We start from the raw sequence: 22,458 nt of genomic DNA, 5'->3' as shown, positions 1-22,458 counted from the left end.
CCTCTAGCGGAACTCGATGACGGTGGTCGAGCGGGTGCGACCGTATCAACCGCAACAACGGCCTGGGCTCGATATGGTCACCCCCGAATCGCCGATCACAGAGGAGTACTCGGTGCAGACACCAGTCGTCATGTTCGTGTTCAACCGCCCGGACCTGACCCGACGCACCCTCGCCTCGATCAGGGCAGCCAAGCCGGAGCGGCTGTTCGTGATCGCGGACGGACCCCGGTCGGGCAACGAGAACGACGCGCGGCTGTGCGCCGAGGTGCGGGACCTCTTCAGCGAGCTCGACTGGGACTGCGAGGTGCTGCCACGCTTCGCCGAGACCAACCGCGGCCTCGACCCCAACATCGAGGCCGGGATCGACTGGGTCTTCTCCCAGGTCGACGAGGCGATCTTCCTCGAGGACGACTGCATCGCTGACCCGACCTTCTTCGTCTACTGCGAGGAGCTCCTCGAGCGCTACCGCGACGACAAGCGGGTCTGGCTGATCTCGGGCGACACCCACGAGGTGCCCGAGTCCTACTTCGGCGACCTGAGCTACGACTTCGCGACCTGGGCCAGCATCTGGGGCTGGGCGAGCTGGGCCGACCGGTGGCAGGCCCACCGCAAGCTGTTCGACCGCGTGCACGTCCCGGTCGACCAGCCCGGCCAGCTCGTCCCGCCGAAGCGCGCGGTGCCGGCGCCGCCCCACCCCGATGCGCTGGTCTCCGAGGCCGGCAAGCGGCACTTCACCAAGGTGTCCACCGATGTCGACCCCTCGTCGTACTTCTGGGACCACCACTGGTGGGTCACGATCATCAACCAGAACGGCCTGTCCGCCGTCCCGCGACACAACCTGATCGAGAACGACGGGTACGGCGAGGGCGCGACCAACGTGCGCGCACAGAAGGAGTCGATCCCCGCGCGGGCGCTGGACCTCCCGCTGCGTCACCCGGCCGTCGTCGAGCGCAACCGGAAGGTCGAGGAGGAGCTCGAGCTGATCATGGTGCGCACGGACAGCTGGATCTCGCGGGTCGCCCGCGCGATCATCCGTCCGCTGTGGCTGCGTGCGATCGTGCGGAAGATCATCACGCAGCCGGTCATCTGGCGCGTGGTGCGCAAGCTCCTGAACCGCTAGGCGCCGGCCGGTCAGCCCTTGCGCGCCCGTACGTCGAGCACGATCCGCGGCGCGATCGGGCTGGAGACCAGCCGGTCCAGCAGCTTCGCGGCGGGTCGGACCGACCAGGACGGCGGGTTCATCGAGGCGATGTAGGCCTCGGACGTGAGCGTGTAGCGCAGCCGCGGCTCGGCGACCACGTCGACGAAGCCGAGCCGGGTCAGCTGGGCGGTGATGCTGCGCCGGGTGTGCAGGATCCAGTGGTGCTGGGCGATCCGGCGGTCCGGGACCTGGCTGGTCCGCCCGCGGGTGGCCCGCTTGACGAGGTGGGCGGCCTGGTCGGCCGCCGTCCAGTGCGGGGTCTGCAGGAACAGCACCCCGTCGGGGCGCAGCATCGTGTGGATGTCGGCCAGCAGGCCGTCGCCCTCCGTCACGTGGGCCAGCACGCACCACAGCGTCACCGCGTCGGCGGTCTCGACGTGACCGAGGGTCTCGAGGTCGCCGAGGTCGAGCGTGACGCCGTGCCGCTCCCGGGCGAGCTCGACCGCGCCGGCGACGATCTCGTTGCCGGTGACGTCGTAGCCGAACTCGTCGCGAGCCACGCTGAGGAACTCGCCGTCGCCGGCGCCGATGTCGTAGATCAGCGGCCGCTGCTCGCCGCGCTCGCCCAGCGCCTCGCCGATCCAGCCGAGCGCCTCGCGCCAGGCGTCGGGCCCGGCTCCCTCCCGCTTGATGTCGACCCAGTCGCCGTAGTCGTCGGCCGACCACTCCTTCTGGACCACGATCGCGTCCATCCGCTCCTCCGCCAGGTGGTCGGACCAGTAGCGCGCACCGCAGTCACGGCAGGTGCTGATCCTGCGGCCGGTGGCGCGCGAGGCGACGGCGGTGTGGATGCGGGCGCCTGCGCAGGCAGGGCAGTGGGTCATGCACGACTCCGGTGGGGGCGAGGGGCGAGCTGGGTGATGGACGGACGGTAGTACAGCAGGTCGGCGCTCACCGCAGGCCGGAACGGACCACTTCCGCCGTACGACGCCACGTGAACGCCTCGGCGAAGGCCCGGCCCTCCGCGAGCCGGTCGGCGGAGAGCTCGCTGGCACGGCCCATGGCGACCGCGAGGTCGGCCGGCCTCGTCGAGGCGGTCACGACGGCGTACCCGCCGGTGACCTCGGCCAGCGCGGGGTCGTCGGACACGACGGTGGGGATGCCGAGCCGCAGCGCCTCGGCGGCGGGCAGGCCGAAGCCCTCGAAGTCGGAGGGGAACACGACCATGCCGGCGCCGGCGAAGCACGCGCCGAAGGCGTCGTCGTCCAGCCACGGCATCAGCTCGACGCTGTCGGTGCTGCCGAGCCGGTCGACCTGCGCCTGCGCCGCCTCGCGGTCGGCGCGACCCATGCCCACCAGGCGCAGGACCCAGCCGGGGTGGGCGGCGACGAACTCGGCCCAGCCGGCGATGACGGCGTCGGCGTTCTTGTTGCCGAAGTGGCCGAAGGCCAGCGCGTAGGGCCGCTCGCCCGGCTCGGGCCGCGGCCAGGCGAGGGCGTGGTCCGAGCCGAGGGCGGCCGTGACGGCCGCACGTCCCAGGCGCGGGTGGCGGCGGCGCAGGTCGTCGCGGCTGCGGTCGGAGATGCAGAAGATGCCGTCGGCCAGGTGCATGCTCCACGCCCACGACAGGCGGCGCGCGACCCGGGTCCGGAGCGAGAACTGCTCGGGCCGCAGCTCGTGGCGCAGGTCGTAGAAGATCAGGCCGCGGGGCTGCCGGGTGCCCAGCAGGCTGCTCGCCGGGGCCGAGCTGAGCACCGCGTCGACGTCCAGCGCCCGGGCCGCACGTCGTACGGCGCCCGAGCGGGACCAGAGCTTGCCGAGCGGGCCCGACGCGGGCAGCTCGGTGACCCGGACCCCCGCAGGAGTGGCGAATCGCTCGCTGTCGGGACCGAGCAGGACAGTGAGCTCGTCGTCGGGGAAGGCCTCGGTCCACCCGCGAACCAGGTGCTGAACGACGATCGAGACACTTCCGGGGCGGGCAAGGATCGCATCCACCAGCACATGCACGGTCAGCGACGATACTGTGCCCCCGTGACCAAGCGTGCTCTCATCACCGGAATCACCGGTCAGGACGGTTCTTATCTCGCGGAGCTGCTGCTCTCGAAGGGATACGAGGTGCACGGACTGGTCCGTCGGTCGTCGACCCTGAACCGCAGCCGGATCGATCACCTGCACGGAACCGCGGACCTCCACCTGCACTACGGCGACCTGACCGACGGTGTCAGCCTCAGCAACCAGCTGCGCGAGATCGAGCCCCACGAGGTCTACAACCTGGGGGCGCAGAGCCACGTCAAGGTGTCCTTCGAGCTCCCGGAGTACACCGCCTCGACCGACGCCGTCGGCACGCTGCGGCTGCTCGAGGCGATCCGCGCCGCCGGGCTGGACTGCCGGTTCTACCAGGCCTCCACCTCCGAGATGTTCGGCGCGACCCCGCCGCCGCAGAACGAGTCGACGGTCTTCTACCCGCGTTCGCCGTACGGCGCCGCGAAGCTCTACTCGCACTGGGTGACCGTCAACTACCGCGAGGCCTACGACCTGTTCGCGGTGTCCGGGATCCTGTTCAACCACGAGTCGCCGCGCCGCGGCGAGAGCTTCGTGACCCGCAAGATCACGCTCGGCGTCGCCTCGGTCAAGCTCGGCATCGCCGACCACCTCGACCTCGGCAACCTCGAGGCGATCCGCGACTGGGGCTACGCACCCGAGTACGTCGAGGGCATGTGGCGGATGCTGCAGGAGGACGAGCCGCAGGACTACGTCCTCGCCACCGGCACCGGCACGACGGTGCGCGAGTTCTGCCAGTACGCCTTCGCGCACGCCGGCCTGAACTGGGAGGACCACGTCCGTTACGACAAGAGCTTCGAGCGCCCCACCGAGGTCGACGCCCTCATCGGCGACGCGTCGAAGGCCGAGGAGGTCCTGGGCTGGCGCGCGCAGACGCACGCCAAGGGCCTGGCCGAGCTGATGGTGGACGCCGACATCGAGCACCTCGGCCGCCTGGTCCAGCACCGCAAGGAGATCGACGGATGATGGGCCCCGGCATGGCGGTCTCGACCGCGAAGCGTCGCCTGGGCTGGTTGATCCGCGATCGGTTCCCGTTCCGCCCGGTCGTGCGTGACGTCCAGGGCGTCACGCTGGTCCTGCCCTGGTCGCACCGGCTGCCCGACTACGCGCGGTGGGGCCCGACGTACGGCCAGAACCTGGTGGAGCTGGCGCGCCTGGTCGCCGAGTCCTCGCCGCTGACCGTCCTCGACGTCGGTGCCAACGTCGGCGACTCGACCGTGCAGATCCTCAACGCCGCCGACGGCCGGGTGCTCTGCATCGAGGCGGACCCGGCGTACCTGGAGTTCCTGCACCGCAACGTCGACGGCGACAAGCGGGTCTCGGTCGTCGAGGCGCTGCTGTCGGTCGACGACGAGCAGACCGCCCGCACCGCTGTCCGCACCGGCGGCACGACCCGGTTCGCCGAGGGCGGCGACGCCGACGCGATGCCGATGGTCTCGCCGAGCCGGCTGCGCGCCGAGCACCCGGACTTCGACCGGCTGCGGCTGGTCAAGTCCGACACCGACGGGTACGACGTCGTGCTGGTGCCCGCAGTCGCCGAGGCCTGGGCCGACGCGCACCCGATCCTGTTCTTCGAGTACGACCCCTACCTGACCCGGATCGCCGGCCACGACCCGGCCGCGGTCTGGGCGCGGCTGGCGGAGCTGGGCTACCGCGACGTCGCGGTCTGGGACAACGGCGCGACGCCGGTCGGCCGCACCACGACCGCCGAGGCGGGCCGCCACGGTGCGGTCCTCGACGTGGCGAGCAACCAGCGCAACCGGGGCCGCACGTATTGGGACGTCGCCGTCGTGCACGCCGACGACCTCGCCGGACAGGCCGCGATCGAGCAGCTGGTGCCGGGCCTGATCTGAGCGCCTCGGCGGTCGGGCCCGGGTCGGCTCATCCCGATGCCCCGTTGAGTTGCCCCATCCTCGTCGTTGAGTTGCCCCATCCTCGTCGTTGAGTTGCCGGGAACTCACCGTTGAGATCGGCAACTCAACGGTGCGAAAGCGGCAACTCAACGGTGAGAAAGCGGCAACTCAACGGCCGGGGGGCGCTCAGCGCCAGGTCACGTCGCGGCGGATGATCTTGGCGGGCACCCCGCCGACCAGGCAGCCCGGCTCGGTGATCGACGAGGTGACCACGGACCCGCCGGCGACGATGCAGCCGTCGGCGATCCGCACGCCCTTGTAGATCTGGGCGTGGCTGCCGATCCAGACCCGGTCGCCGATCGTGATGTCGGGGGCGGTGCCGCGCTCCTCGGACTCGCCGGCGGCGAGGTGGCGGTGGAAGTCGTCGTCGAGCAGCTGCACCCGCCAGCCGATCGCGCAGCCCGCGCCGATCGTGATGCCGCTGTTGCTGACCAGCAGGCCGTCGGGCGAGAAGTAGGTGCGCGCGCCCACCGAGACGGTGGAGTCCGGCCCGATGTCCCAGCGGTTGCCGGTCGCCACGGTCACGTTGCCGCCGAGCCGGAGGCGGCCCCGGACCCGGATGATCGACCACTCGTGGCCGGTGAGGAAGCCGTAGTAGTTGACGCCGAGGCGCAGCCGGGCGCCCTCGGCGACCTCGATCCGGCGGCGGCCGACGATCCGGAACCGGCGGCCGACCAGCACCGTGCCGTGCATGCTCAGCCTCGCGAGGAGGGTGCGGACGTACGAGACGCGGAACGGGCCGACGGCCAGCCCGCGCACGGCGTCGACGCGCTCGCTCATGGCGTGTGCTCGAGGAGCCGGCGCAGGGCTGCCTGGGCGACCTCGCGACCGGCGTCGTTGGGATGGACGCCGTCGGTGTGGAGCTCGGCGCGGAACCAGCCGTCGTCGTCCGACAGGTCGTCGGTGGCGTCGAGCAGGACGAGCCGCGGCGTCGCCGACGAGGAGGCGGCGAGCTCCTCGACCAGCTGCTTGCGCAGGACCCCGTGAGTGGCGAGCCGCTCCTCGTTGGTGCCGCGCACGGGGAACGACTCGTGGACGAACTGCTGGGTGGCCGGCGGGACCGGGACCATCACCACGCCGAGCGGCGAGCCGAGGTCGCGCAGCAGGCCACGGAGCCGGTCGACGTACGCCGCCACGAAGTCCACGTCGCCACCGGCCATCACGCGAGGGGCCAGGTGGCAGCGGATGTCGATCTCGCCAAGGCTGAAGATCCACACGACGTCGCGGTTGCCCGGCAGCCGGCCGAGCAGCCGGGCGGCGCGGTGCAGGGCAGGGGTGAAGTCGTCGCGCGCGACGGAGTACATCAGCCGCGGCCCGAGGTGCCAGACCCAGCGCCGCTCGACGGTGCTCCCCACGCCGAGCGCGGGGAACCGGTCGCCGCCGAAGAAGGCGGCGTTGGACTCGCCCAGCCACACCTGGTCGACCTGGCCCCGGGAGATCGCCCGGGCCATCCGCGCGAGCCCGATCCAGGCCAGCAGGTGGGCCCGGACGACCCGGAGCCGGTGCTTCACGCCCTGCCTCTGGCGCCGACGGCGGTCGCGACCGTGGTCTCGGTGCCGGTGGTCACGTCGATGACCGGGAGGTCGCCGATGAGTGCGAGGCGCTCGGCGACGCTCCGGTTGCGCGACAGGGTGCCGTCGGGGTTGCGACCGGTGAGGAACCGGCTCTCGCGGTAGCCGCTCGCGGCAGTCTGCGCGGGCAGGTCGCCGGCGACGTCCTCACGAACGAAGAAGGCGTTGGCGCCGTTGCTGGCGCACCCGACGAAACGGTAGCCGCGCTGGCTCCCGAGGTGGACCAGGGCGCCCAGCGAGGCACCGAAGTAGAGCTGGGAGAAGTGGGCCTCGGAGTTCACGAACGCCGGGTCGTAGGGCACGGTGATCGCGGCCTCGGGCCCGAGGAGGGCGTTGTACTCCGCCACGACGATGGCGGGATCGACCACGTCGATCGCGTTCCACAGCCAGTAGTCGATGCCGTCGACGTCGACGGACAGCAGCCCGATCCGCCCGTTCAGGCCGGCGTCGCCGATCAGCTGGTTGACGTTCTCGCGGGTCACGAAGGCCGACACCGGCTCGACGTCGTAGCGCCAGCTGAGCCCGGAGCCCAGGACGAAGCGGACGTGGTCCTCGCCGCCGTCGATCACGACGCCGCGCCAGTTGTCGTTCTGCAGCAGGAACCGGGTGTTGGACTCGCGGTAGTCGCCGGTCCCGATCTCCACGAAGGTCGTCTCCGCGGGATCGACGGCACGCACCAGGTGCTGGATGATCCCGTCCTCGCCGAACTGGGAGAACACCTTGAACTCGGCGTCCTGCAGCCGCTGCGGGCGGCGCAGGTCGAGCAGGTGGCTCTCCAGCCGGCCGATGGCCAGCCGGATCTCGTCCTGCTCGCCGCGCACCCGCTGGATGAGGTGCCGGGCGCCGGGTGCGGAGGCCAGACGTCGCAGGGAGCTGTAGGCGAAGTCAGACGGCAACGGACCTCCAGGCCTTGGGTGCCGGCCTCGGTCGGCCAGCGATCGTGCGGAGAATAACGGACGGCGGTGGGCGCCGGTGGACGAACGGACCGGTCGGCCGTGGTCAGGACTCGGGTCCGGCCATGCCGCGCAGGGTCTTGGTGCCCTTGGTCGCCAGCTCCTCCACCAGGGCGATGCTGCGCGGTCGCCAGGCCGGCGGCAGGTCGGCCACGGCGGCGCGCACCTCCCGCTTGAGCGCCTCGGCGTCGGCTGCCGCGAGCTCGCCGACGGGCACCACCTCGGTCGCGACGATCGCGCCGGTCAGCCGGTTGGGCCGGCCGAAGACGCGGGCCATCGAGACCCCCGGCAGGGCGGCGATCCGCTCCTCGACAGGCAACGGGTGGACCTTGACCCCGCCGACGTTGATCACGTCGGAGTTGCGGCCGCGGAAGAGCACCCGGTCCTCGACCACCTCGGCCAGGTCGCCGGTGGCGACCCAGCCGTCCTCCTCCGCGGGCGTGTCGGAGCGGTCGCCGGCGTACCCGCTCATCCCGGTGCCCGCGCGCACCCACAGCTGTCCCTCGACCACCCGCAGCAGGCCGTCGGGGTTCTCCGGACTCCACAGGCTCGCGACCGAGAGCCCCGGGCGTCCGTCGCCGACGGAGGCGATCGAGCCGAACTCGGTGGACGCGTAGACCTGCGAGATCCGGGTGTCCGGGAACGCGGCCCGGAGCTCGGCCAGCAGGTCCGGCGAGCTCGCCTCGCCGCCGAGCGTGATCTGCGTCAACGGGGGGAGCGCGACGCCCCGGCCGCGGGCCTCGGCGAGCAGGAAGCGCCAGTACGTCGGCGTCGCGCTCACGCAGTCGAGCCGCTGGCCGAGCAGGGCGTCGAGGCCGTCGCGCGGCTGGCGCGGGAAGGGGGCGACCAGGGTGCCCTGGATCGCCATGACGTGCTGGAGCACCTGGATCCCCGCGAACTGCTGGGGGCCGTAGGCCAGCAGCCAGCGCTGCCCGGGACGAGGCGTGGCGTCGCGCGTGGTGCGGGCGAGCACCGACCAGTCGTGACGGGCGGCCTTCGGCAGGCCGGTGGTGCCGGTGGTGCGGATCAGGATCGGCTGATCAGCGGTCTCGGCGGCCTCGGCGGCCTCGGTGACCGGGCCCTCCGCGACCAGCTCGTCGGGCCCGACCACCCGGAGGCCGTCGCCGGCCAGCTCCTCGCGTCGCGACACGACGACCGTGTGACCCAACGCCTCGGCCTGCTCCCGGAACTGCGCGGCGTCGATGTCGGGCTGGTACTGGCACGGCTCGGCGCCGACGAGCGCGGCCCCGGCCAGCAGCGTGAGCACCCGGCCGGCGTCCGGCTCGACGACCGCGAACCGGTCGATGCCGCGGGACCGGAGGGCGGCGCCCACGGACCGGGCGGCGGCCAGCAGGTCGGCGTACGACGTGGTGGCCTCGGTGGTGATCACCGCCGGCTGGTCCGGCACTGCGGCGGCGGCTCGTTCGAGCAGGCGGATCATGGCGCCAGTATGGCCGAGCACCGGCGGACGGGTGCGCCGGATGGGAGGATCGTGACGCTTGTCCCGTGCGAGCGTTGGGCAGGAAGCCGGTGCTGACCGCACCGGGCGACGAACCGGGCGACGAAGAGGAGTGGCAGGCGTGGGCGTGCACCGTCCGATGACGACCGCGGAGAAGTACTACACCTTCCTCGACCACCAGTGGCCGAGCAACGTGATGATCTCCGCGGACCTCGCGCGCTGCTTCGAGCCCGCCGCCGTCGCTGCCGTGTGGGACACGTTCCGCGAGCGCCGGATCCTCGGTCGCGCGGTCGCCACCGAGGACCTCACGCTCGCCGATCCCGGCGTCCGGCCCGGCCACTTCACCGCCCGTGACCTCCCCGTCGCCGCGTGGGACGCGGTCTTCGACGAGGAGGCCACGGTGCGCCACGAGCTCGGCCTGGCCCCGCGTCTGCTCTACCTGCGCAGCCCCGCCGAGGGCCGCTCCCGGCTGATCCTGCTCGGCCACCACGCCCTGCTCGACGGACGGATCGGGCTGGGCGAGGTGCAGTGGCTGGTCCGCCTCCTCGACGGCCAGGACGTGCCCGAGCAGCAGGAGCTGTCGAGCCCGCCGCCGGTGGCCGGGCCGACGTACCCCTGGCAGCAGGACCGTACGGCGATGCTCGACCTGCTCCGCTCCATCCGGGCCCGCAACGTCGAGCTCGGCGCGCCCGGCCCGGAGTGGTGGCCGGAGACGTCGGTGCCGTGCCGGCCGCGGCTCCGGCAGCTCGTCCTCGACGCCGAGCCGGCCGCCGAGCTCCTGGCCACCGGACGCCGGCACGGCTCCAGCGTCTTCGCCACGGTCGCCGCCGCGTGGATGGGAATCGTGGCCCGCGAGCTGTGCGGGGCCGATCGCGCGACCGTCCAGCTCGCGGTGCCGGCCGACCTGTCGACGCCGAGCCCGACCCCGAACGCACCGACCGCCATGTCGGTCGCCGTCGTCTCGCGCCCCTTCCGCGTCGACGCCGCCGAGCCGTGGGGACTCGCGGGGGAGATGGTCGCGACCGTCCGCGAGGCGCTGGCCCGTGGCGAGGGTGAGCTCTTCTTCCAGCTCACCCGGACCGAGAAGGTCTCCGACCTCGACACCGGCCGTGACCTGGTGGCCGCCGCGCTGAGCGCGGGCCCGCCCTGCCTGGTCGTCAGCAACATGGGCGTGATCGACCCGGGCACCGACCCGGAATGGCTCACCTTCGTGCAGGGGCAGCTCGCGCCGGCGCCCAACCAGGTGGTGTTCGTGGCGACGCTCAGCTATCGCGGCCGGCTGATCCACACCATCGCGACCGACGACAACCGCATCGGTGAGGAGCGCACCGCTCGCCTCGTCGACTCCTACCTCGCCTTCCTCGGCGACGTCGCGGCGGGCCGGTGAGCGAGCCGGCAACCGACTCGGGTGACGCGGCCGCGCCTGCGGGGACGGCGCGCGGGGCCGGAAGCCGGCTCAGCCTGATCACCGTCGACCAGGCGCTGTCGAGCCTGTCCAACATCGCTGCACTGATCTGGGTCGCGCACGCCTTCGACCCGGTCGACTTCGGGCGGTTCAGCCTGATCGTGATGGTCTACACGGTGGCGCAGGTGGCCGTGCGCAGCCTGATCTCGACCACGGTCGTCGTGCACCCCGAGGAGGCCGACCAGCGGCCGCGGACGATCCTGGCCTCCGCGAGCGTGACCGGCCTGGTCGCCGGCGTCCTCACCGGCCTGGCCGGTGCCGTGCTGCTGGCGTTCGGCAGTGCCCTTGCGTGGCCGGTGCTGGCGCTCGCCCTACCCATGCCGCTGCTGGTCGTCCAGGACGTCGGCCGCTACCTCGGCATCGCGCGCCGCCAGCCCGGGCGCGCCGTGGCGATCGACGCGCTCTGGCTGGTGCTCATGATCGCCGGCTTCGGTACGGCGCTCGCCGCCGACCTCGACGGACTCGTCTGGCCGATCCTGATGTGGAGCTGGTCGGGCGGCGTCTCGGGGCTGTGGGTCTTCGCCCAGTACGGCCTGCCCGGCCGCGACGGCGTCGCCTGGGTCCGCGAGCACTGGTCGTTCTCGTGGCGCTCGCTGGTCAGCGGGGTCGCCAGCAGCGGCATCACCCTGCTCTTCGCCTCGCTGATGACGCTGTTCAGCTCGGCGCTCGCCGTGGCGGCCTACCGCGCGGCGACCCTGCTGGCCGCGCCCAGCACCGCGGTCCAGCTGGCCGTCTCCACGGCGGCGGCCACCGACATCGCCCGTGACCGGGCCGACGAGGGGGCCTGGTGGGGCCACGTGCGCAAGGCGATCGCGATCTGCCTGGCCGTCGGCGTCGTCAACCTCGTGGTCCTGGTGTTCCTCCCGGACCCGATCGGGTGGGCGGTCCTTGGCGAGTCGTGGGACATCGTCCAGCCGCTGATGCTGGCCATCAGTTGCAAGGTGCTCCTCATGGCCGGACAGAGCGGCCTGCGGGCGGCCCTGATCGGCCGGCACCGGATCCAGACCGCCATGGTCACCGACATCGTGGCGCTGGTGCTGATCGGCGTGTGCATGGTCGCCGGCGCCGTGCTCGGCGACGCGGAGGGGGCGCTGTGGGCGATGGCGGTCGGCACCGCCGTGTCCACCGCCTGCTGGTGGATCGCGATCGCCTGGGACGGGCGGGCGCCCCGCGGGCGCCACGTCGCCCGCCGGGGAGACGTGGTCGCGGCGCGGCAGGGCTGAGCCCGATTCACCGATTCCCGCTGCTACGCGGCAGCACGGTGAATCGAGGCTGACGGGTCAGGCGGTCAGGCCGCCGTCGACCACCAGCACCTGGCCGGTGATCCAGTCGTTGCGCTCGTCGACGAGGAACTCCACGGCGCGGGCGATGTCCTCGGGCTCGCCGAGGCGACCGGCCGGCGTACGGCGGACGATCTGGTTGAGCTGGCCGTCGTCGAGGCCGTGGCTCATCTCGGTCTTCAGGTAACCCGAGGCGATGCTGTTGACGGTGATCCTGCGCGAGCCGACCTCGCGGGCCAGACCGCGGGTGAAGCCGTCGAGCGCGGCCTTGGTGGCGCCGTAGACGCTCAGGCCGCGGTAGCCGGTCAGGCCCGTGATCGAGGAGATGTTGACGATCCGGCCGCCGCCGTGGGCGAGCATGTTGCGCACCACCTGCTTGGTGAGGTGGATGGTCGCCTTCAGGTTGAGGTCGATCACCGTGTCGGAGTCGTCGTCGCTGAACAGCGCCAGGATGCCGTCGCGTGCGACGCCGGCGTTGTTGACGAGCACGTCGACCGAGGACCACTCGGCCACGACGTCCTTGAAGAACCGCGTGCAGTCCTCGCGGTCGGCGAGGTCGGCCTTGCGGAACAGGAACCGGCCGTCGTACGCCGGATCGGCCTGCCACGCGCGGACTGCGTCGGTCTCGCTGCGGGCACAGGTCGCGACCCGGTCACCGGCGTCGAGGAAGTGCTGAACGATGCCCTCGCCCAGACCTCGACTGCCGCCGGTGATGACGACCGTGCGGGGTGCCGCTGATTCGGGGTCCCCGGGAAGTCGTTCGGCGGAGGAGCGATGCGGGGGAGGCGAAGAACTTTCTGGGGTGATCATGCGGACGCCGCGGTCGCGTCGGCGTAGAACGCCACGATGTCCGCGACGGTCTCCGGCAGCAGGCCGGCGCCGAACGGGTCGGTGCCGAACTCGTCCTCGAGGATCGCGGACAGCTCGGCGGTCTCGAGCGAGTCCAGGCCGAGCCCGTCGTCGCCGTGCAGCGCGGCGTCCAGCGCCACGGTCTGCTGCTCGCGGTCCGAGCGCTCCAGCAGCTCGGTGACGATGGTGACGATCCTGGGCTCAATGTCGTTCATGGTGACCTCTACTCAGATGGGGGGTTCGCAGGGCCAACGACGTCACGGGGTCCTTGGTAACGGGCGCGGTTGTAGACGTGCCTCGGAATGTCGATCGGAGCGAGCCGTCGAGCCGGTACGCCGCCGTGCAGGTGGGCGCCCTTGGCCTCCTGCCCGGTCCACGTCGTGGAGCCGGCCGCGATCAGCGCGCCCTCGCCGATGACGGTGCCGGGCAGCATGGTGCAGGAGGTCGCCACCACCGCCCGGTCGCCGATGGTGACCGGGTCGAGGATGACGCCGCCGTTGGTCGGGTCGAACGCGTGGGAGAGCAGGGTCGAGCGGATGCCGGTGACCCAGGTGTTGTCGCCCAGCACGATCCCGCCGCCGCAGTCGAGGTAGTGCTGGCTGATGATGTGCGAGTCGTCGCCCATCCGCAGGGTGCGCAGGTTCTCGGTCTGGGTGGCGCCGGGCTCGTAGCCGGAGTCGCCCACGACCTGGTTGAACAGCATGATCCGGCAGCCGACACCCAGCTTCACCAGCCGCAGGTCGCGGAACAGGTTGAAGTGGTGGATGAGCGAGCCCGCGCCGAGCTCGAAGCGGTCGACCCGCCGCACCAGGCAGATGCCGACGACCGCCGTCGGGTGCACCTGGTGGCCGAGCCGGTTGAGCAGGCGGATCTTGAGGCCACTCGGCGGGAGGAGGAACACCAATGTCGTGAGAGCCTGACGCACGCGGGCGACCCTATCCCGGATCCGCCGACGGAATGGGGCATCCCGCGGCGCGCACTCGGCGGGCGCCGTATCCTCACGCCCGTGGTCGTTCTTGCCAAGGCGTCCGGAGACCAGGTCTCCCTCCAGTGCGACGTCTGTGTCCCCCCGGTCCTCACCGTCGGACCGCCCGATCGGCTCAAGCGCCTGGGCTGGACGCTGCGCTCGGCCGGGCAGCCGGTCGACGCCTGCCTCAACTGCACCGCGCACCTCGCGCCGCGCCAGCGGGTGGCGCGCGCCGACGCCGTACCGACGACCCCGGACCCCGCGCGGATGCCGAACGTCATCGTGATCGGTGCGATGAAGGGCGGGACGACGAGCATGCACAACTACCTCGACGTCCACCCCGACATCGCGGTGTCCACGGAGAAGGAGATGCGCTTCTTCTCCGACCCCGGCGCTGCGGACTGGGTGGGCCGCTACCAGCAGCACTTCCCCGAGGGCACCCGGTTCCGGGTGGAGTCCTCGCCGCACTACACGAAGTTCCCCGTCGTACCGGGCGTGGTCGACCGGATGGCCGACCTGGTGCCCGACGCGCGGCTGATCTACCTGGTGCGGGACCCGGTGGAGCGCCTCGTCGCCGAGTACGTCGAGCAGGTGCAGTGGCACGCCGCCCACCGCAGCCTCGACGAGGAGGTGGCCGACGCCGACGACCCGGCCCACGCGCTGATGGCCTCGAGCCGCTACGCCACACAGCTGGCGGAGTTCCTGCGCCGCTTCCCCGCCGAGCAGGTCCTGGTGCTCGACCTCGCCGACCTCGGGGCAGACGTGGTCGGCACCATGGCCCGCGTCTTCGCCTTCCTCGGCCTCGATGCACCCGCCGCGAGCGCCGAGGACTACGGCCGGCACAACACCCGCGACGAGAAGTACCAGGTGCCCGGCTGGCTGCTGCGGCTGCGGAAGGGGCCGCTGCTGCGGGCCTTCCGCAAGCTGCCCGCCGGGCCGCGCCGGATGATCAGCATGGCGGCGTGGCGCCGCTCCGGGAACCTGGTCGAGCGGCCCACGCTGACGCCGGCGACCGAGGCCCGGCTCCGCGAGCTGCTGGCGCCCGAGGCGCAGCGGCTGCGTGAGCTGACGGGGGAGCCGTTCGCGAGCTGGAGCGTGTGAGCGGAACCGCGGGTGTTCAGGCGTCCTTGCGCTTGAACAGGTAGAACCGGTCGTGCAGGTCGATCAGCTCGCGCAGCTCGTCGGACTGGTGGATCGGCCGGTCGTCGACCAGCTCGTAGCCACGGTCGAGGACGTCCTGGCGGAAGGGCTCCATCGACCCGTCGGCCTCGGTGCTGCGCAGCTCGTCGGGGGTGTTCGGGACGATGAGCAGCCACGGAATGTCCCGCTCGGCGATCCGGTCCAGCCACCAGCGGATCGCGTCGTGCGAGCACTCCGAGAAGCTGTGGATGTTGACCGCGACGTCGTAGCGCTCGCCGAGCTTCTCGTGCTCGTCGAGCCGGACCACCCGCACCGCGTCGGGCAGCTCGCGGAAGCGGGTGTAGTAGGAGCACAGGAAGGTCGAGGTGGCCACCCCGTCGATGCAGTCGTACGCCGCCAGGTTGGGCAGCGCGGTCGACATCCGGTGGGCCAGGCGGCCGTAGCCGGCGCCGATGTCGAGGACCCGCAGCCCCTCGATGGACGCGAGCCCCATCTGGTCGTCGAGGTAGTTGATCTCGTTGATGCTGTCGAGCAGGTCGCGGCTGATCGGCGGGCGCTGGCCGAAGGTGAACGTGAACGCGCCGAACAGGCCGTCCTCCTCCAGCTTGGCGAACAGGCCGAGGCGGTCGCGCTCGAGGACGTCGAGCATCGCCAGGTACATCCGGATCCGTGCCGAGCTGCCGAGCTGGCGGAACTGCCACACGTAGGCGTTGTCGCCGCGGAACCAGGCGAGCGAGAGGTTCTTCTTGAGGAAGCTCTGGCGCCACTGCGTGTGGGCGGCCGCGGCGACTCCCAGGGCGTCGTACGCCGCCTCGAGCTCGTCGAGCGCCGGGTTGTCCGGCCGCAGCTCGTGCTCGGCGCCCGCGGGGAGCGGGACGTCGTCGTTGTGGGTGATCTCGACGTAGCGCCGGCTCTCGTCGTTCATCCGGGTGATGAGGAACCCGGCGCGCGCCGCGGCGACCTTGGTGCGCTGGGAGGCCCAGCGGCGGACCATGGACGGGTAGGACGAGGGGGAGTTCGGGGGCACGGTCGGCAACTGTAATGGCGGTCGAGCCGATCTGGTCGAATGTCTGCGGAACTCGGAGGAGGCACCGGCGTTGTCCACATCGATGAGTCAATCCACCCCCGTGGCCCTGGTGGTCTTCAACCGACCCCACCTCACCGAGCAGACACTCGCCGCGATCCGTGCCGCCGCGCCCCAGCGGCTCTTCGTGATCGCCGACGGGCCGCGCGAGGACCGGCCCGACGACGAGGAGCTGTGCGCGCGCACGCGGGCGCTGATCGACACCGTCGACTGGCCGTGCGAGGTGCACCGCCGCTTCGCGCCGCGCAACCTGGGGCTCGAGGCCAATGTCGAGCTCGGGCTGGACTGGGTCTTCGCGCAGACCGACGCCGCCATCGTGCTGGAGGACGACTGCCACCCCGACCCGTCGTTCTTCCCGTACGTCGAGGAGCTGCTCGAGCGCTACCGCGACGACCCGCGGATCTGGCAGGTGTCGGGCAGCGGCATGGGCGTGCCGGAGCGGCTCTTCGCCGGTGACAGCTATGCGTTCACCGCGTGGGCGAGCGTGTGGGGCTGGGCGACCTGGGCGGACCGCTGGCAGCGGCACCGCGCGATCTTCACCCGCGACCACGCGCCGAGCGACGCCCCGGTGCGCACCCTCGCCGCGACCCAGCAGCCGGGACACCTCGTCACCCGGTCCGGCCAGCAGCACTTCGCCGACGCGGCGCAGTCCGGCGACACGGTGATCCACGGCTGGGACAAGCACTGGTGGCTCACCATGCTCACCCTCGGTGGGCTGGCGCTCTCCCCGTCGCGCAACCTCGTCGAGAACGTCGGCTGGGGCGAGGACGCGACCCATGGCGCCGCGGCCGGCAAGCGTGACCACGGCGCCGGCGCGATGGACTTCCCACTGCGGCACCCGGCCGAGGTCGCCGTCAACGTCGAGGTGGAGCGCGAGCTCGAGCTGGTCCTGAGCCGGGTCGGCGGTCGCGCGGCGATGTTCGCCCGGCGGTTCGTGAAGTCGCCGCAGGTACGACGCGTGGCGCGGGTCGCGGTCAACAGCCGCCCGGCGCAGGCAGTGCAGCGCTTCGTCAGCCGCTCGCGTGACCGGGTGGCGTCGTGAGCCTGCCCGCCTGGCTCAGGCCGTGGTGGCCGCTGTTCAAGCGGCTGCACCGCGCGGCGACCTTCGTCCTCGGCTGCCTGTTCCGGGTGCTCTCGCGGCTGCTCGGCAGCCGCGGCGTGCCGGTGCGGGCCACGGAGCGCTCGAGCGACACGGCGGCCCGCGAGCCGGGAGCCGTCGTCCTGCACCCGGGCCGCGCGGAGCAGTCCCTGCCTCGCCCGGCCACCACAGGCGTGCCCGCCGGGCACTGGCTCTTCGCGGCCGTGCACACGACCACCGAGCCCACGGCCGTGGTGCCCGCGGTCGACCTCCCGGCGACCTTCGTGCTCGAGGTCGCCGGCGGCCGGCTGAGCGGTGACTACGCCGCGACGACCACGCCGGGCAAGGTCCTCGACCACGAGACGAGCACGTACTTCGGCGTCGAGGACTGGCGCGAGCACCCGATCTTCCTGCGGCCCACCCTGGGGCCGACCGAGCACGTCCCGGGCACGGTGCTGAGCCTGACCACCCGCGGCACGTCGGTGAACTACTACCACTTCCTGTACGACGCGATCGGCCGGCTCGCGGTCCTCGAGGACGCCCTGCCGCACGCCCTCGCGCAGGCGGACGCGGTCGTCGTACCGCACCGGACGAGGTACCAGAAGCAGCTGCTCGAGCTGGCCGGCGTGACGGCCCGCCTGATCGAGCCCGAGCGCGGCCGGACCGTGTCGGCCGACCGGCTGCTCGTGCCCAGCAACCCGAACTGGGCGCTCCAGGCGCCGCCCGCGACCGTGCGCTGGCTGCGCGAGCACCTGCCGCCCACGCCCGGCGCCGACGGACCGCGCCGGCTCTACGTCACCCGCGGCGACACGCCCCGGACCCGGCGCTACGTGCAGGAGGCCGAGCTGTGGCCCGAGCTCGAGCGCCGCGGCTTCGTCCGGATCGACCCGGGCAGCCACACCGTTCAGGAGCAGATCGACCTGTTCCACGGCGCGGAGGTGGTCGTCTCGCCGCACGGCGCCGGGCTGTCCAACCTCACCTTCTCCCGGCCCGGAGTGCGGGTGCTCGAGATGTTCGCGTCGACGTACGTCCACCTCGGGCTGTGGTCGATCTGCCAGGCCGTCGACGCCGACTACCGCTACCTTGTGGGGGACGGCCCGAGCGGGGGACCGGGGCGCAACTCCGGGGTGCTCGACGACGTCTCCGTGCCACCGCGGACGGTGCTCGACCTCGTCGACGACATGCTGAGGGGGCTCCACCAGTGACCATCCGACATGAGGGCGACCAGATGAGTGATGCGGGACAGGGATTCCAGCCGGGCGAGACGCTGTCGCGGCTCTATCCGGAGGTCCGCGCCGGTGGCTACACCCGCTACGACGGGTTCATCGAGTTCTACACCCGGGTCAACGCGCTCCTGGGCCCGGACAGCCGCGTGCTCGACTTCGGCGCCGGTCGCGGCCTGTGGGCGATCGAGCCGTTCCCCGAGCTGCACCGCCGGCTGCGCTCCTTCCACGAGCGGGTCGCCGAGGTCCACGGCGTCGACGTCGACCCGGTCGTCCTCGACAACGCCACCCTCACCTCGGCCCAGGTGATCGAGCCCGGCGCCCGGCTGCCCTTCGCCGACGCCTCCTTCGACCTGGTCCTCGCCGACCACGTGCTCGAGCACGTCGGCGAGGAGGACGCGCCGACCGTCTCCGCCGAGATCCTGCGGGTCCTCAAGCCAGGTGGCTGGCTCGCGGCCCGCACCCCCAACAAGTGGGGGATGATCGGCATCGGCGCGCGCGCCGTGCCCAACGACCTGCACACCCGGGTGCTCCGTCGCCTCCAGCCGCACCGCAAGGCCGAGGACGTGTTCCCGGTCCGCTACAGCATGAACACCCGCCGCTCCCTGACGGCACTGTTCCCCCCGCCCCACGAGCTGGTGGTCTACGGGCACTCCTCGGAGCCGACGTACTTCGGCTCGAACGCGCCCGCCTGGCGGGTCGCCCAGCTCGTCGACCGACTCACGCCGCCCGCGCTGGCGCCGACGCTGATGGTGTTCGTCCGCAAGGGCTGAGCGCCACGACGACGAACGAGCCGCCGGGGACCAGGTCCCCGGCGGCTCGTGCTGTTGATGCGTGGTGGAGGTCAGGCCTTGCGGCGCCCGGAGGACTCGGCCTTGGCGTCGCCCTTGCCCGAGCGACCGGCGGCGCTGGTCTCCTCGTAGTAGTAGTAGTAATACGAGCCGATGGCGCGCTTGGCGACCATGTTGACCACGACGCCGTAGAGCCGGGCGCCGACCTGGTTGAGGCGGTTGATCGCCTCGTTGACCTGTTCGCGGGTCGTCTTGGCGTGCCGCACGACGATGATGACGCCGTCGGCGAGCTTGGCCAGCACCGATGCGTCCGCGACGGGGAGCAGCGGCGGGGCGTCGATGATCACCATGTCGTACGACGACCGCAGCCGCCGGATCAGGTCGTGGGTGATCTTCGACTGCAGGATCTCGGTCGGGTTCGGCGGCTTGGCGCCGGACGCGAGCACGTGCAGGCCGCTGGCCTCGTGGACCTGGATCGCGTCGTGGATCTCGGTCTTGCCGACCAGGGCGGTGGTGAGCCCGATCGCCGGGTCCAGGCCGAGGGTGCTGGCGACGCGCGGGCGGCGCAGGTCGGCGTCGATGATCAGCGTGTTGCGGCCGGTCTGGGCGAGCGCGACCGCGAGGTTCGTCGAGGTCATCGTCTTGCCCTCGCCGGGCACGGCGCTGCTGATCACCAGGCAGCGCGGCTGGTGATCGAGGTCGATGAACTGCAGGTTCGTGCGCAGCAGGCGGAACGCCTCGGTGCGCGCCGCGAAGCCGCCGAGGTCGGTGAGCAACGGGGCGGACCGGATGTCGCCGTCGAAGCCGATGCTCGCGAGCACGGGCGACTCGGTGAGCTCGGCGACGTGGTCGGCCGTGCGGATGGTGCGGTCCAGGAGCTCACGGGCCACGGCCAGGCCGATGCCGAGCAGGGTGCCGATCAGGATGGCCGCGACCAGGTTGAGCACCACGTTGGGGCTGACCTGGGTGGCGGCCGAGGCCTTGTCGGTGACCTGGGCCCGGATCTGCGAGTCCTCGGGATTGCCCGTGGTCGTGCCGCCGTCGGTGGTCGCACCGGGCGTCTCGAGGCCGGCGACGTACTCGGTGAACTTGTCGGTCGCGTAGTCGGCGATCTTCGTCGCGTCGTAGGGGTTCTCGTCCTTGTAGCTGATCTGGATGAGCGAGGTGCTCTCCACGACCTCGGCGTCGAACCGGGAGGCGAGCTCCTCGGCCGACATCTTCAGCTTGAGGTCCTTCTTGACGACCTCGGCGAGCCCGGTGCTCTTCACGACGGTGGCGTACGACGCCGCGCGGTTCGACGCGAACAGCAGCGCCGCATAGGCGTCGGTCGTGTCGCGGACGTCGACGGTGAGGAAGATCTGCGTCTTCGACTCGTACATCGGCGTACGCGTGAACGTGATCGCGGCGCTGACCCCGAGTGCGAGCAGGATGATCGACACGATGCTCATCCAACGGCGACCCAGCACCGTCAGGAATTGCTTGAACTCCAAGTCCCGTCCCTTGCTTGTGACATGCGTCCCGACCCGACCGACTGCCGATCCTAGGCCCCCGCCCCCGTACCCAACGCGGCAGACGGTCGATGGTCACTGTCCCATGGCCACCAATTGTCCGCTGCTAGGACATGGCCTAGTCTCCCGGGCATGTCGCCCGAGATCCGGCGTCGGCGCCGGTCTCGCGGCTTCCGGCGGCTGCTGCGGCAGGTACGCCGGTTCCGCCGGGAGCACCCTCGCTGGACCGTGGCGATCGGTCTCGGTGCGGTGCTGGTGTTGCTCGGGGGCTGGGCCCTGTGGGTGGCGCTCGGGGCTAGCCGCGACCTGGGGGAGGTCGACGAGCAGGCCCGCGCGATGCGCGACGCCCTGGTGCAGGGCGACGCCGCGGGTGCCCGCTCCGCCCTCGCCGCCTACCAGGAGGCCGCCGACTCCGCGGACGACACCACCCACGGCGCGACCTGGTCGGTGTTCGGGGCGCTCCCGCTCGTCGGTGACGACGCGAAGGGCGTGGCGACCGTGGCCGAGGTGCTCGCCGACGTCGGCCGGGACGGGCTGACGCCGGTGGTCGACGCGGCCGACCTGGTGACCGCGGAGAGCTTCCAGCCGGTCGAGCACCGCTTCCCGCTCGACCGGATCGCGGCCCTCGAGGAGCCCGCGGCGCGCAGCGAGAAGGCGTTCGACACGGCCAGCCGCAGGTTGGCCGCGGTGGACCCGACCGGGTTCGCCGGCCCGATCCGCACCGCGTTCGACGGGCTGCGGGGCCTGGTCGACGACGCGCGCGGAACCCTGCAGTCGACGTACCGCGCCTCCCGGCTGATCCCCCGGATGCTCGGCGAGGGCGGTGACCGCAACTACCTGCTGGTCTTCCAGAACAACGCCGAGTCGCGCAGCAGCGGCGGGCTGCCGGGCTCGCTGTCGCTCATCCAGGCCCGCGACGGCAAGGTCGACATCGTCCGGCAGGTCGACATGGCCGAGCTCGGCGCGACACCCGGTCACCCGGTCCTGCCGCTGAGCACCGAGGAGCGCGACCTGTTCGGTGAGATCCTCGGCACCATCGGCGTCGACGCCACCCTCACGCCCGACATCCCGCGCTCGTCCGACCTGATCCGGGCCCGCTGGCAGCAGGTCGAGGGGGAGCGCCTCGACGGTGTCCTGTACGTCGACCCGGTGGTCGTTTCGTACCTCCTCACCGCGATCGGAGAGGTCCCCGTGCCCGGCTACGCACCGATCACGGCCGGCAACGTGGTGCGCCGCGTCGAGAACGAGATCTATGCGCTCACCCCGGGCACGCAGGCGCAGAGCGACTACCAGGAGGCGGTCGCCAAGGCGGTCTTCGACGTCTTCTCCGACGGCTACGGCAACTCGGCCGACCTGATCCGCGGGCTGGTGACCGGTGTCGAGGAGGGCCGGGTGCGGATGCGCTTCTTCGCCGACGAGGCCCAGCGCGAGATCGCCGGCACCCGGATCGCGGGCGAGTTCGTCGACCGCACCGACGGCCCTCCGGTCGTCGGCGTCTACGTCAACGACGCCGGCCCGACCAAGATGCAGTACTACCTGCGGCAGAAGGCCGAGCTGTACTCCCGCTCCTGCTCCGGCGGCCGCCAGGAGCTCGGTGCCACCCTCACCTTCACCAACGCGACCCCGGGCCTGGCCGACCAGCTGCCCGACGCGATCACCGGCGAGTTCTTCCCCGGCAACCGCACCGACCCGGGCCAGCAGCTGCTCGTCGTCTACGTCAGCGCCCCCGTCGGTGGCAGTGTGGACGAGGTGCGGATCGACGGCCAGTCCACGGGAGACCCCACCGTGTCGACGTACGCCGGCCGACAGGTCGCCACGATCGGCGTGCTCCTCGACCCGGGCCAGACCCAGACGGTCGACGTCGTGCTGCACACCGCCAAGGGCCAGCCGGACGACGCCCGCCTCGAGATGTCGCCGGGTGCGGCGCCCGGCAGCTCCAACGCCACGGCACCCTCGGCCTGCCGGGTGCGCTGAC

General features: G+C 72.0%; 21 protein-coding genes. 10 read left to right on the top strand and 11 right to left on the bottom strand.

What is annotated here, in order from left to right; translation table 11 throughout:
• The first annotated feature begins 112 nt into the window (after positions 1-112).
• On the top strand, positions 113-1,120 hold the full coding sequence (locus QI633_RS22410; RefSeq protein ID WP_160158171.1) for a glycosyltransferase: 1,008 nt from the start codon (positions 113-115) through the stop codon (positions 1,118-1,120).
• A gap of 11 nt (positions 1,121-1,131) precedes the next feature.
• On the opposite strand, the gene QI633_RS22405 is transcribed toward QI633_RS22410, so the two are convergent.
• Positions 1,132-2,025, bottom strand: coding sequence for a class I SAM-dependent methyltransferase (locus QI633_RS22405; RefSeq protein ID WP_282427120.1), 894 nt, complete (start codon positions 2,023-2,025; stop codon positions 1,132-1,134).
• A gap of 67 nt (positions 2,026-2,092) precedes the next feature.
• Positions 2,093-3,136 (bottom strand): glycosyltransferase, encoded by a 1,044-nt coding sequence (locus QI633_RS22400; RefSeq protein ID WP_141797296.1) that lies wholly within the window; start codon positions 3,134-3,136, stop codon positions 2,093-2,095.
• 36 nt (positions 3,137-3,172) lie between these two features.
• Here QI633_RS22400 and gmd point away from each other — a divergent pair, with 36 nt between their 5' ends.
• Together gmd and QI633_RS22390 are read left to right on the top strand one after the other, a co-directional pair.
• Positions 3,173-4,168: a GDP-mannose 4,6-dehydratase gene (gene gmd, locus QI633_RS22395; RefSeq protein WP_282427119.1), complete on the top strand. Its 996-nt coding sequence runs from the start codon at positions 3,173-3,175 to the stop codon at positions 4,166-4,168.
• Complete coding sequence (locus tag QI633_RS22390) at positions 4,165-5,055, top strand: FkbM family methyltransferase (protein WP_141797298.1); 891 nt, start codon at positions 4,165-4,167, stop codon at positions 5,053-5,055. Before gmd ends, QI633_RS22390 begins: the two co-directional genes overlap by 4 nt.
• A 186-nt stretch (positions 5,056-5,241) precedes the next feature.
• On the opposite strand, the gene QI633_RS22385 is transcribed toward QI633_RS22390, so the two are convergent.
• The 4 genes from QI633_RS22385 to QI633_RS22370 form a co-directional block, all read right to left on the bottom strand.
• A complete protein-coding gene (locus tag QI633_RS22385; protein ID WP_141797299.1) occupies positions 5,242-5,895 on the bottom strand; it encodes an acyltransferase in 654 nt (217 codons plus the stop codon).
• Entirely contained in the window at positions 5,892-6,626 is a 735-nt protein-coding gene (locus QI633_RS22380; protein WP_282427118.1) for a hypothetical protein, read from the bottom strand. The genes QI633_RS22385 and QI633_RS22380 overlap by 4 nt, the downstream gene beginning before the upstream one ends.
• Positions 6,623-7,582 (bottom strand): hypothetical protein, encoded by a 960-nt coding sequence (locus QI633_RS22375; protein ID WP_282427117.1) that lies wholly within the window; start codon positions 7,580-7,582, stop codon positions 6,623-6,625. Before QI633_RS22375 ends, QI633_RS22380 begins: the two co-directional genes overlap by 4 nt.
• 103 nt (positions 7,583-7,685) lie before the next feature.
• Positions 7,686-9,080 (bottom strand): class I adenylate-forming enzyme family protein, encoded by a 1,395-nt coding sequence (locus QI633_RS22370; protein WP_282427116.1) that lies wholly within the window; start codon positions 9,078-9,080, stop codon positions 7,686-7,688.
• A 139-nt stretch (positions 9,081-9,219) separates the two neighbouring features.
• On the opposite strand from QI633_RS22370, the gene QI633_RS22365 reads away from it, so the two are divergent.
• Positions 9,220-10,485, top strand: coding sequence for a hypothetical protein (locus QI633_RS22365; protein ID WP_141797303.1), 1,266 nt, complete (start codon positions 9,220-9,222; stop codon positions 10,483-10,485).
• Entirely contained in the window at positions 10,482-11,786 is a 1,305-nt protein-coding gene (locus tag QI633_RS22360; protein WP_282427115.1) for an oligosaccharide flippase family protein, read from the top strand. Before QI633_RS22365 ends, QI633_RS22360 begins: the two co-directional genes overlap by 4 nt.
• A gap of 57 nt (positions 11,787-11,843) precedes the next feature.
• Here QI633_RS22360 and fabG read toward each other — a convergent pair whose 3' ends face one another.
• From fabG to QI633_RS22345, 3 genes are read right to left on the bottom strand one after another with little or no spacing between them, the layout of a single operon-like run.
• The gene (fabG, locus tag QI633_RS22355) at positions 11,844-12,653 is read right to left on the bottom strand and encodes a 3-oxoacyl-ACP reductase FabG (protein ID WP_282427114.1); all 810 of its coding nucleotides are present in this window, start codon (positions 12,651-12,653) and stop codon (positions 11,844-11,846) included.
• On the bottom strand, positions 12,650-12,907 hold the full coding sequence (locus tag QI633_RS22350; RefSeq protein WP_141797306.1) for a phosphopantetheine-binding protein: 258 nt from the start codon (positions 12,905-12,907) through the stop codon (positions 12,650-12,652). The genes fabG and QI633_RS22350 overlap by 4 nt, the downstream gene beginning before the upstream one ends.
• Before the next feature lie 8 nt (positions 12,908-12,915).
• On the bottom strand, positions 12,916-13,617 hold the full coding sequence (locus tag QI633_RS22345; RefSeq protein WP_186348221.1) for a hypothetical protein: 702 nt from the start codon (positions 13,615-13,617) through the stop codon (positions 12,916-12,918).
• Positions 13,618-13,698: 81 nt separating this feature from the next.
• On the opposite strand from QI633_RS22345, the gene QI633_RS22340 reads away from it, so the two are divergent.
• The gene (locus tag QI633_RS22340) at positions 13,699-14,760 is read left to right on the top strand and encodes a sulfotransferase (RefSeq protein WP_141797307.1); all 1,062 of its coding nucleotides are present in this window, start codon (positions 13,699-13,701) and stop codon (positions 14,758-14,760) included.
• A 16-nt stretch (positions 14,761-14,776) separates the two neighbouring features.
• Here the strand turns inward: QI633_RS22340 and QI633_RS22335 are convergent, their stop codons facing one another.
• Positions 14,777-15,826 carry a hypothetical protein gene (locus QI633_RS22335; protein WP_282427113.1) on the bottom strand — a complete coding sequence of 350 codons (1,050 nt, stop codon included), beginning with the start codon at positions 15,824-15,826 and terminating at the stop codon, positions 14,777-14,779.
• Positions 15,827-15,908: 82 nt separating this feature from the next.
• On the opposite strand from QI633_RS22335, the gene QI633_RS22330 reads away from it, so the two are divergent.
• From QI633_RS22330 to QI633_RS22320, 3 genes are read left to right on the top strand one after another with little or no spacing between them, the layout of a single operon-like run.
• The gene (locus QI633_RS22330; protein ID WP_282427112.1) at positions 15,909-16,925 is read left to right on the top strand and encodes a hypothetical protein; all 1,017 of its coding nucleotides are present in this window, start codon (positions 15,909-15,911) and stop codon (positions 16,923-16,925) included.
• Positions 16,922-18,166: a glycosyltransferase family 61 protein gene (locus QI633_RS22325; protein WP_282427111.1), complete on the top strand. Its 1,245-nt coding sequence runs from the start codon at positions 16,922-16,924 to the stop codon at positions 18,164-18,166. The genes QI633_RS22330 and QI633_RS22325 overlap by 4 nt, the downstream gene beginning before the upstream one ends.
• Before the next feature lie 23 nt (positions 18,167-18,189).
• Positions 18,190-18,957: a class I SAM-dependent methyltransferase gene (locus tag QI633_RS22320; protein WP_141797311.1), complete on the top strand. Its 768-nt coding sequence runs from the start codon at positions 18,190-18,192 to the stop codon at positions 18,955-18,957.
• A 71-nt stretch (positions 18,958-19,028) separates the two neighbouring features.
• On the opposite strand, the gene QI633_RS22315 is transcribed toward QI633_RS22320, so the two are convergent.
• Positions 19,029-20,465 carry a polysaccharide biosynthesis tyrosine autokinase gene (locus tag QI633_RS22315; RefSeq protein ID WP_141797312.1) on the bottom strand — a complete coding sequence of 479 codons (1,437 nt, stop codon included), beginning with the start codon at positions 20,463-20,465 and terminating at the stop codon, positions 19,029-19,031.
• Positions 20,466-20,615: 150 nt separating this feature from the next.
• Between QI633_RS22315 and QI633_RS22310 the strand changes: the two genes are divergently transcribed.
• Positions 20,616-22,457 (top strand): DUF4012 domain-containing protein, encoded by a 1,842-nt coding sequence (locus QI633_RS22310; protein WP_282427110.1) that lies wholly within the window; start codon positions 20,616-20,618, stop codon positions 22,455-22,457.
• The last annotated feature ends 1 nt before the right edge of the window (position 22,458 follow it).

The sequence above is a fragment of the Nocardioides sp. QY071 genome (assembly GCF_029961765.1).
Taxonomy (GTDB): domain Bacteria; phylum Actinomycetota; class Actinomycetes; order Propionibacteriales; family Nocardioidaceae; genus Nocardioides.
The sequence above is the reverse complement of the archived record's forward strand: the minus strand, read 5'-3'. Positions and strand labels throughout refer to the sequence as shown.

What these genes read in the sequence shown, in the direction of transcription:
- QI633_RS22405 (WP_282427120.1), bottom strand. Translation starts at nt 2,025, where the DNA reads ATGACCCACTGCCCTGCCTGCGCAGGCGCCCGCATCCACACCGCCGTC.
- QI633_RS22390 (WP_141797298.1), top strand. Translation starts at nt 4,165, where the DNA reads ATGATGGGCCCCGGCATGGCGGTCTCGACCGCGAAGCGTCGCCTGGGC.
- QI633_RS22385 (WP_141797299.1), bottom strand. Translation starts at nt 5,895, where the DNA reads ATGAGCGAGCGCGTCGACGCCGTGCGCGGGCTGGCCGTCGGCCCGTTC.
- QI633_RS22370 (WP_282427116.1), bottom strand. Translation starts at nt 9,080, where the DNA reads ATGATCCGCCTGCTCGAACGAGCCGCCGCCGCAGTGCCGGACCAGCCG.
- fabG (WP_282427114.1), bottom strand. Translation starts at nt 12,653, where the DNA reads ATGATCACCCCAGAAAGTTCTTCGCCTCCCCCGCATCGCTCCTCCGCC.
- QI633_RS22350 (WP_141797306.1), bottom strand. Translation starts at nt 12,907, where the DNA reads ATGAACGACATTGAGCCCAGGATCGTCACCATCGTCACCGAGCTGCTG.
- QI633_RS22330 (WP_282427112.1), top strand. Translation starts at nt 15,909, where the DNA reads ATGAGTCAATCCACCCCCGTGGCCCTGGTGGTCTTCAACCGACCCCAC.
- QI633_RS22320 (WP_141797311.1), top strand. Translation starts at nt 18,190, where the DNA reads ATGAGTGATGCGGGACAGGGATTCCAGCCGGGCGAGACGCTGTCGCGG.
- QI633_RS22310 (WP_282427110.1), top strand. Translation starts at nt 20,616, where the DNA reads ATGTCGCCCGAGATCCGGCGTCGGCGCCGGTCTCGCGGCTTCCGGCGG.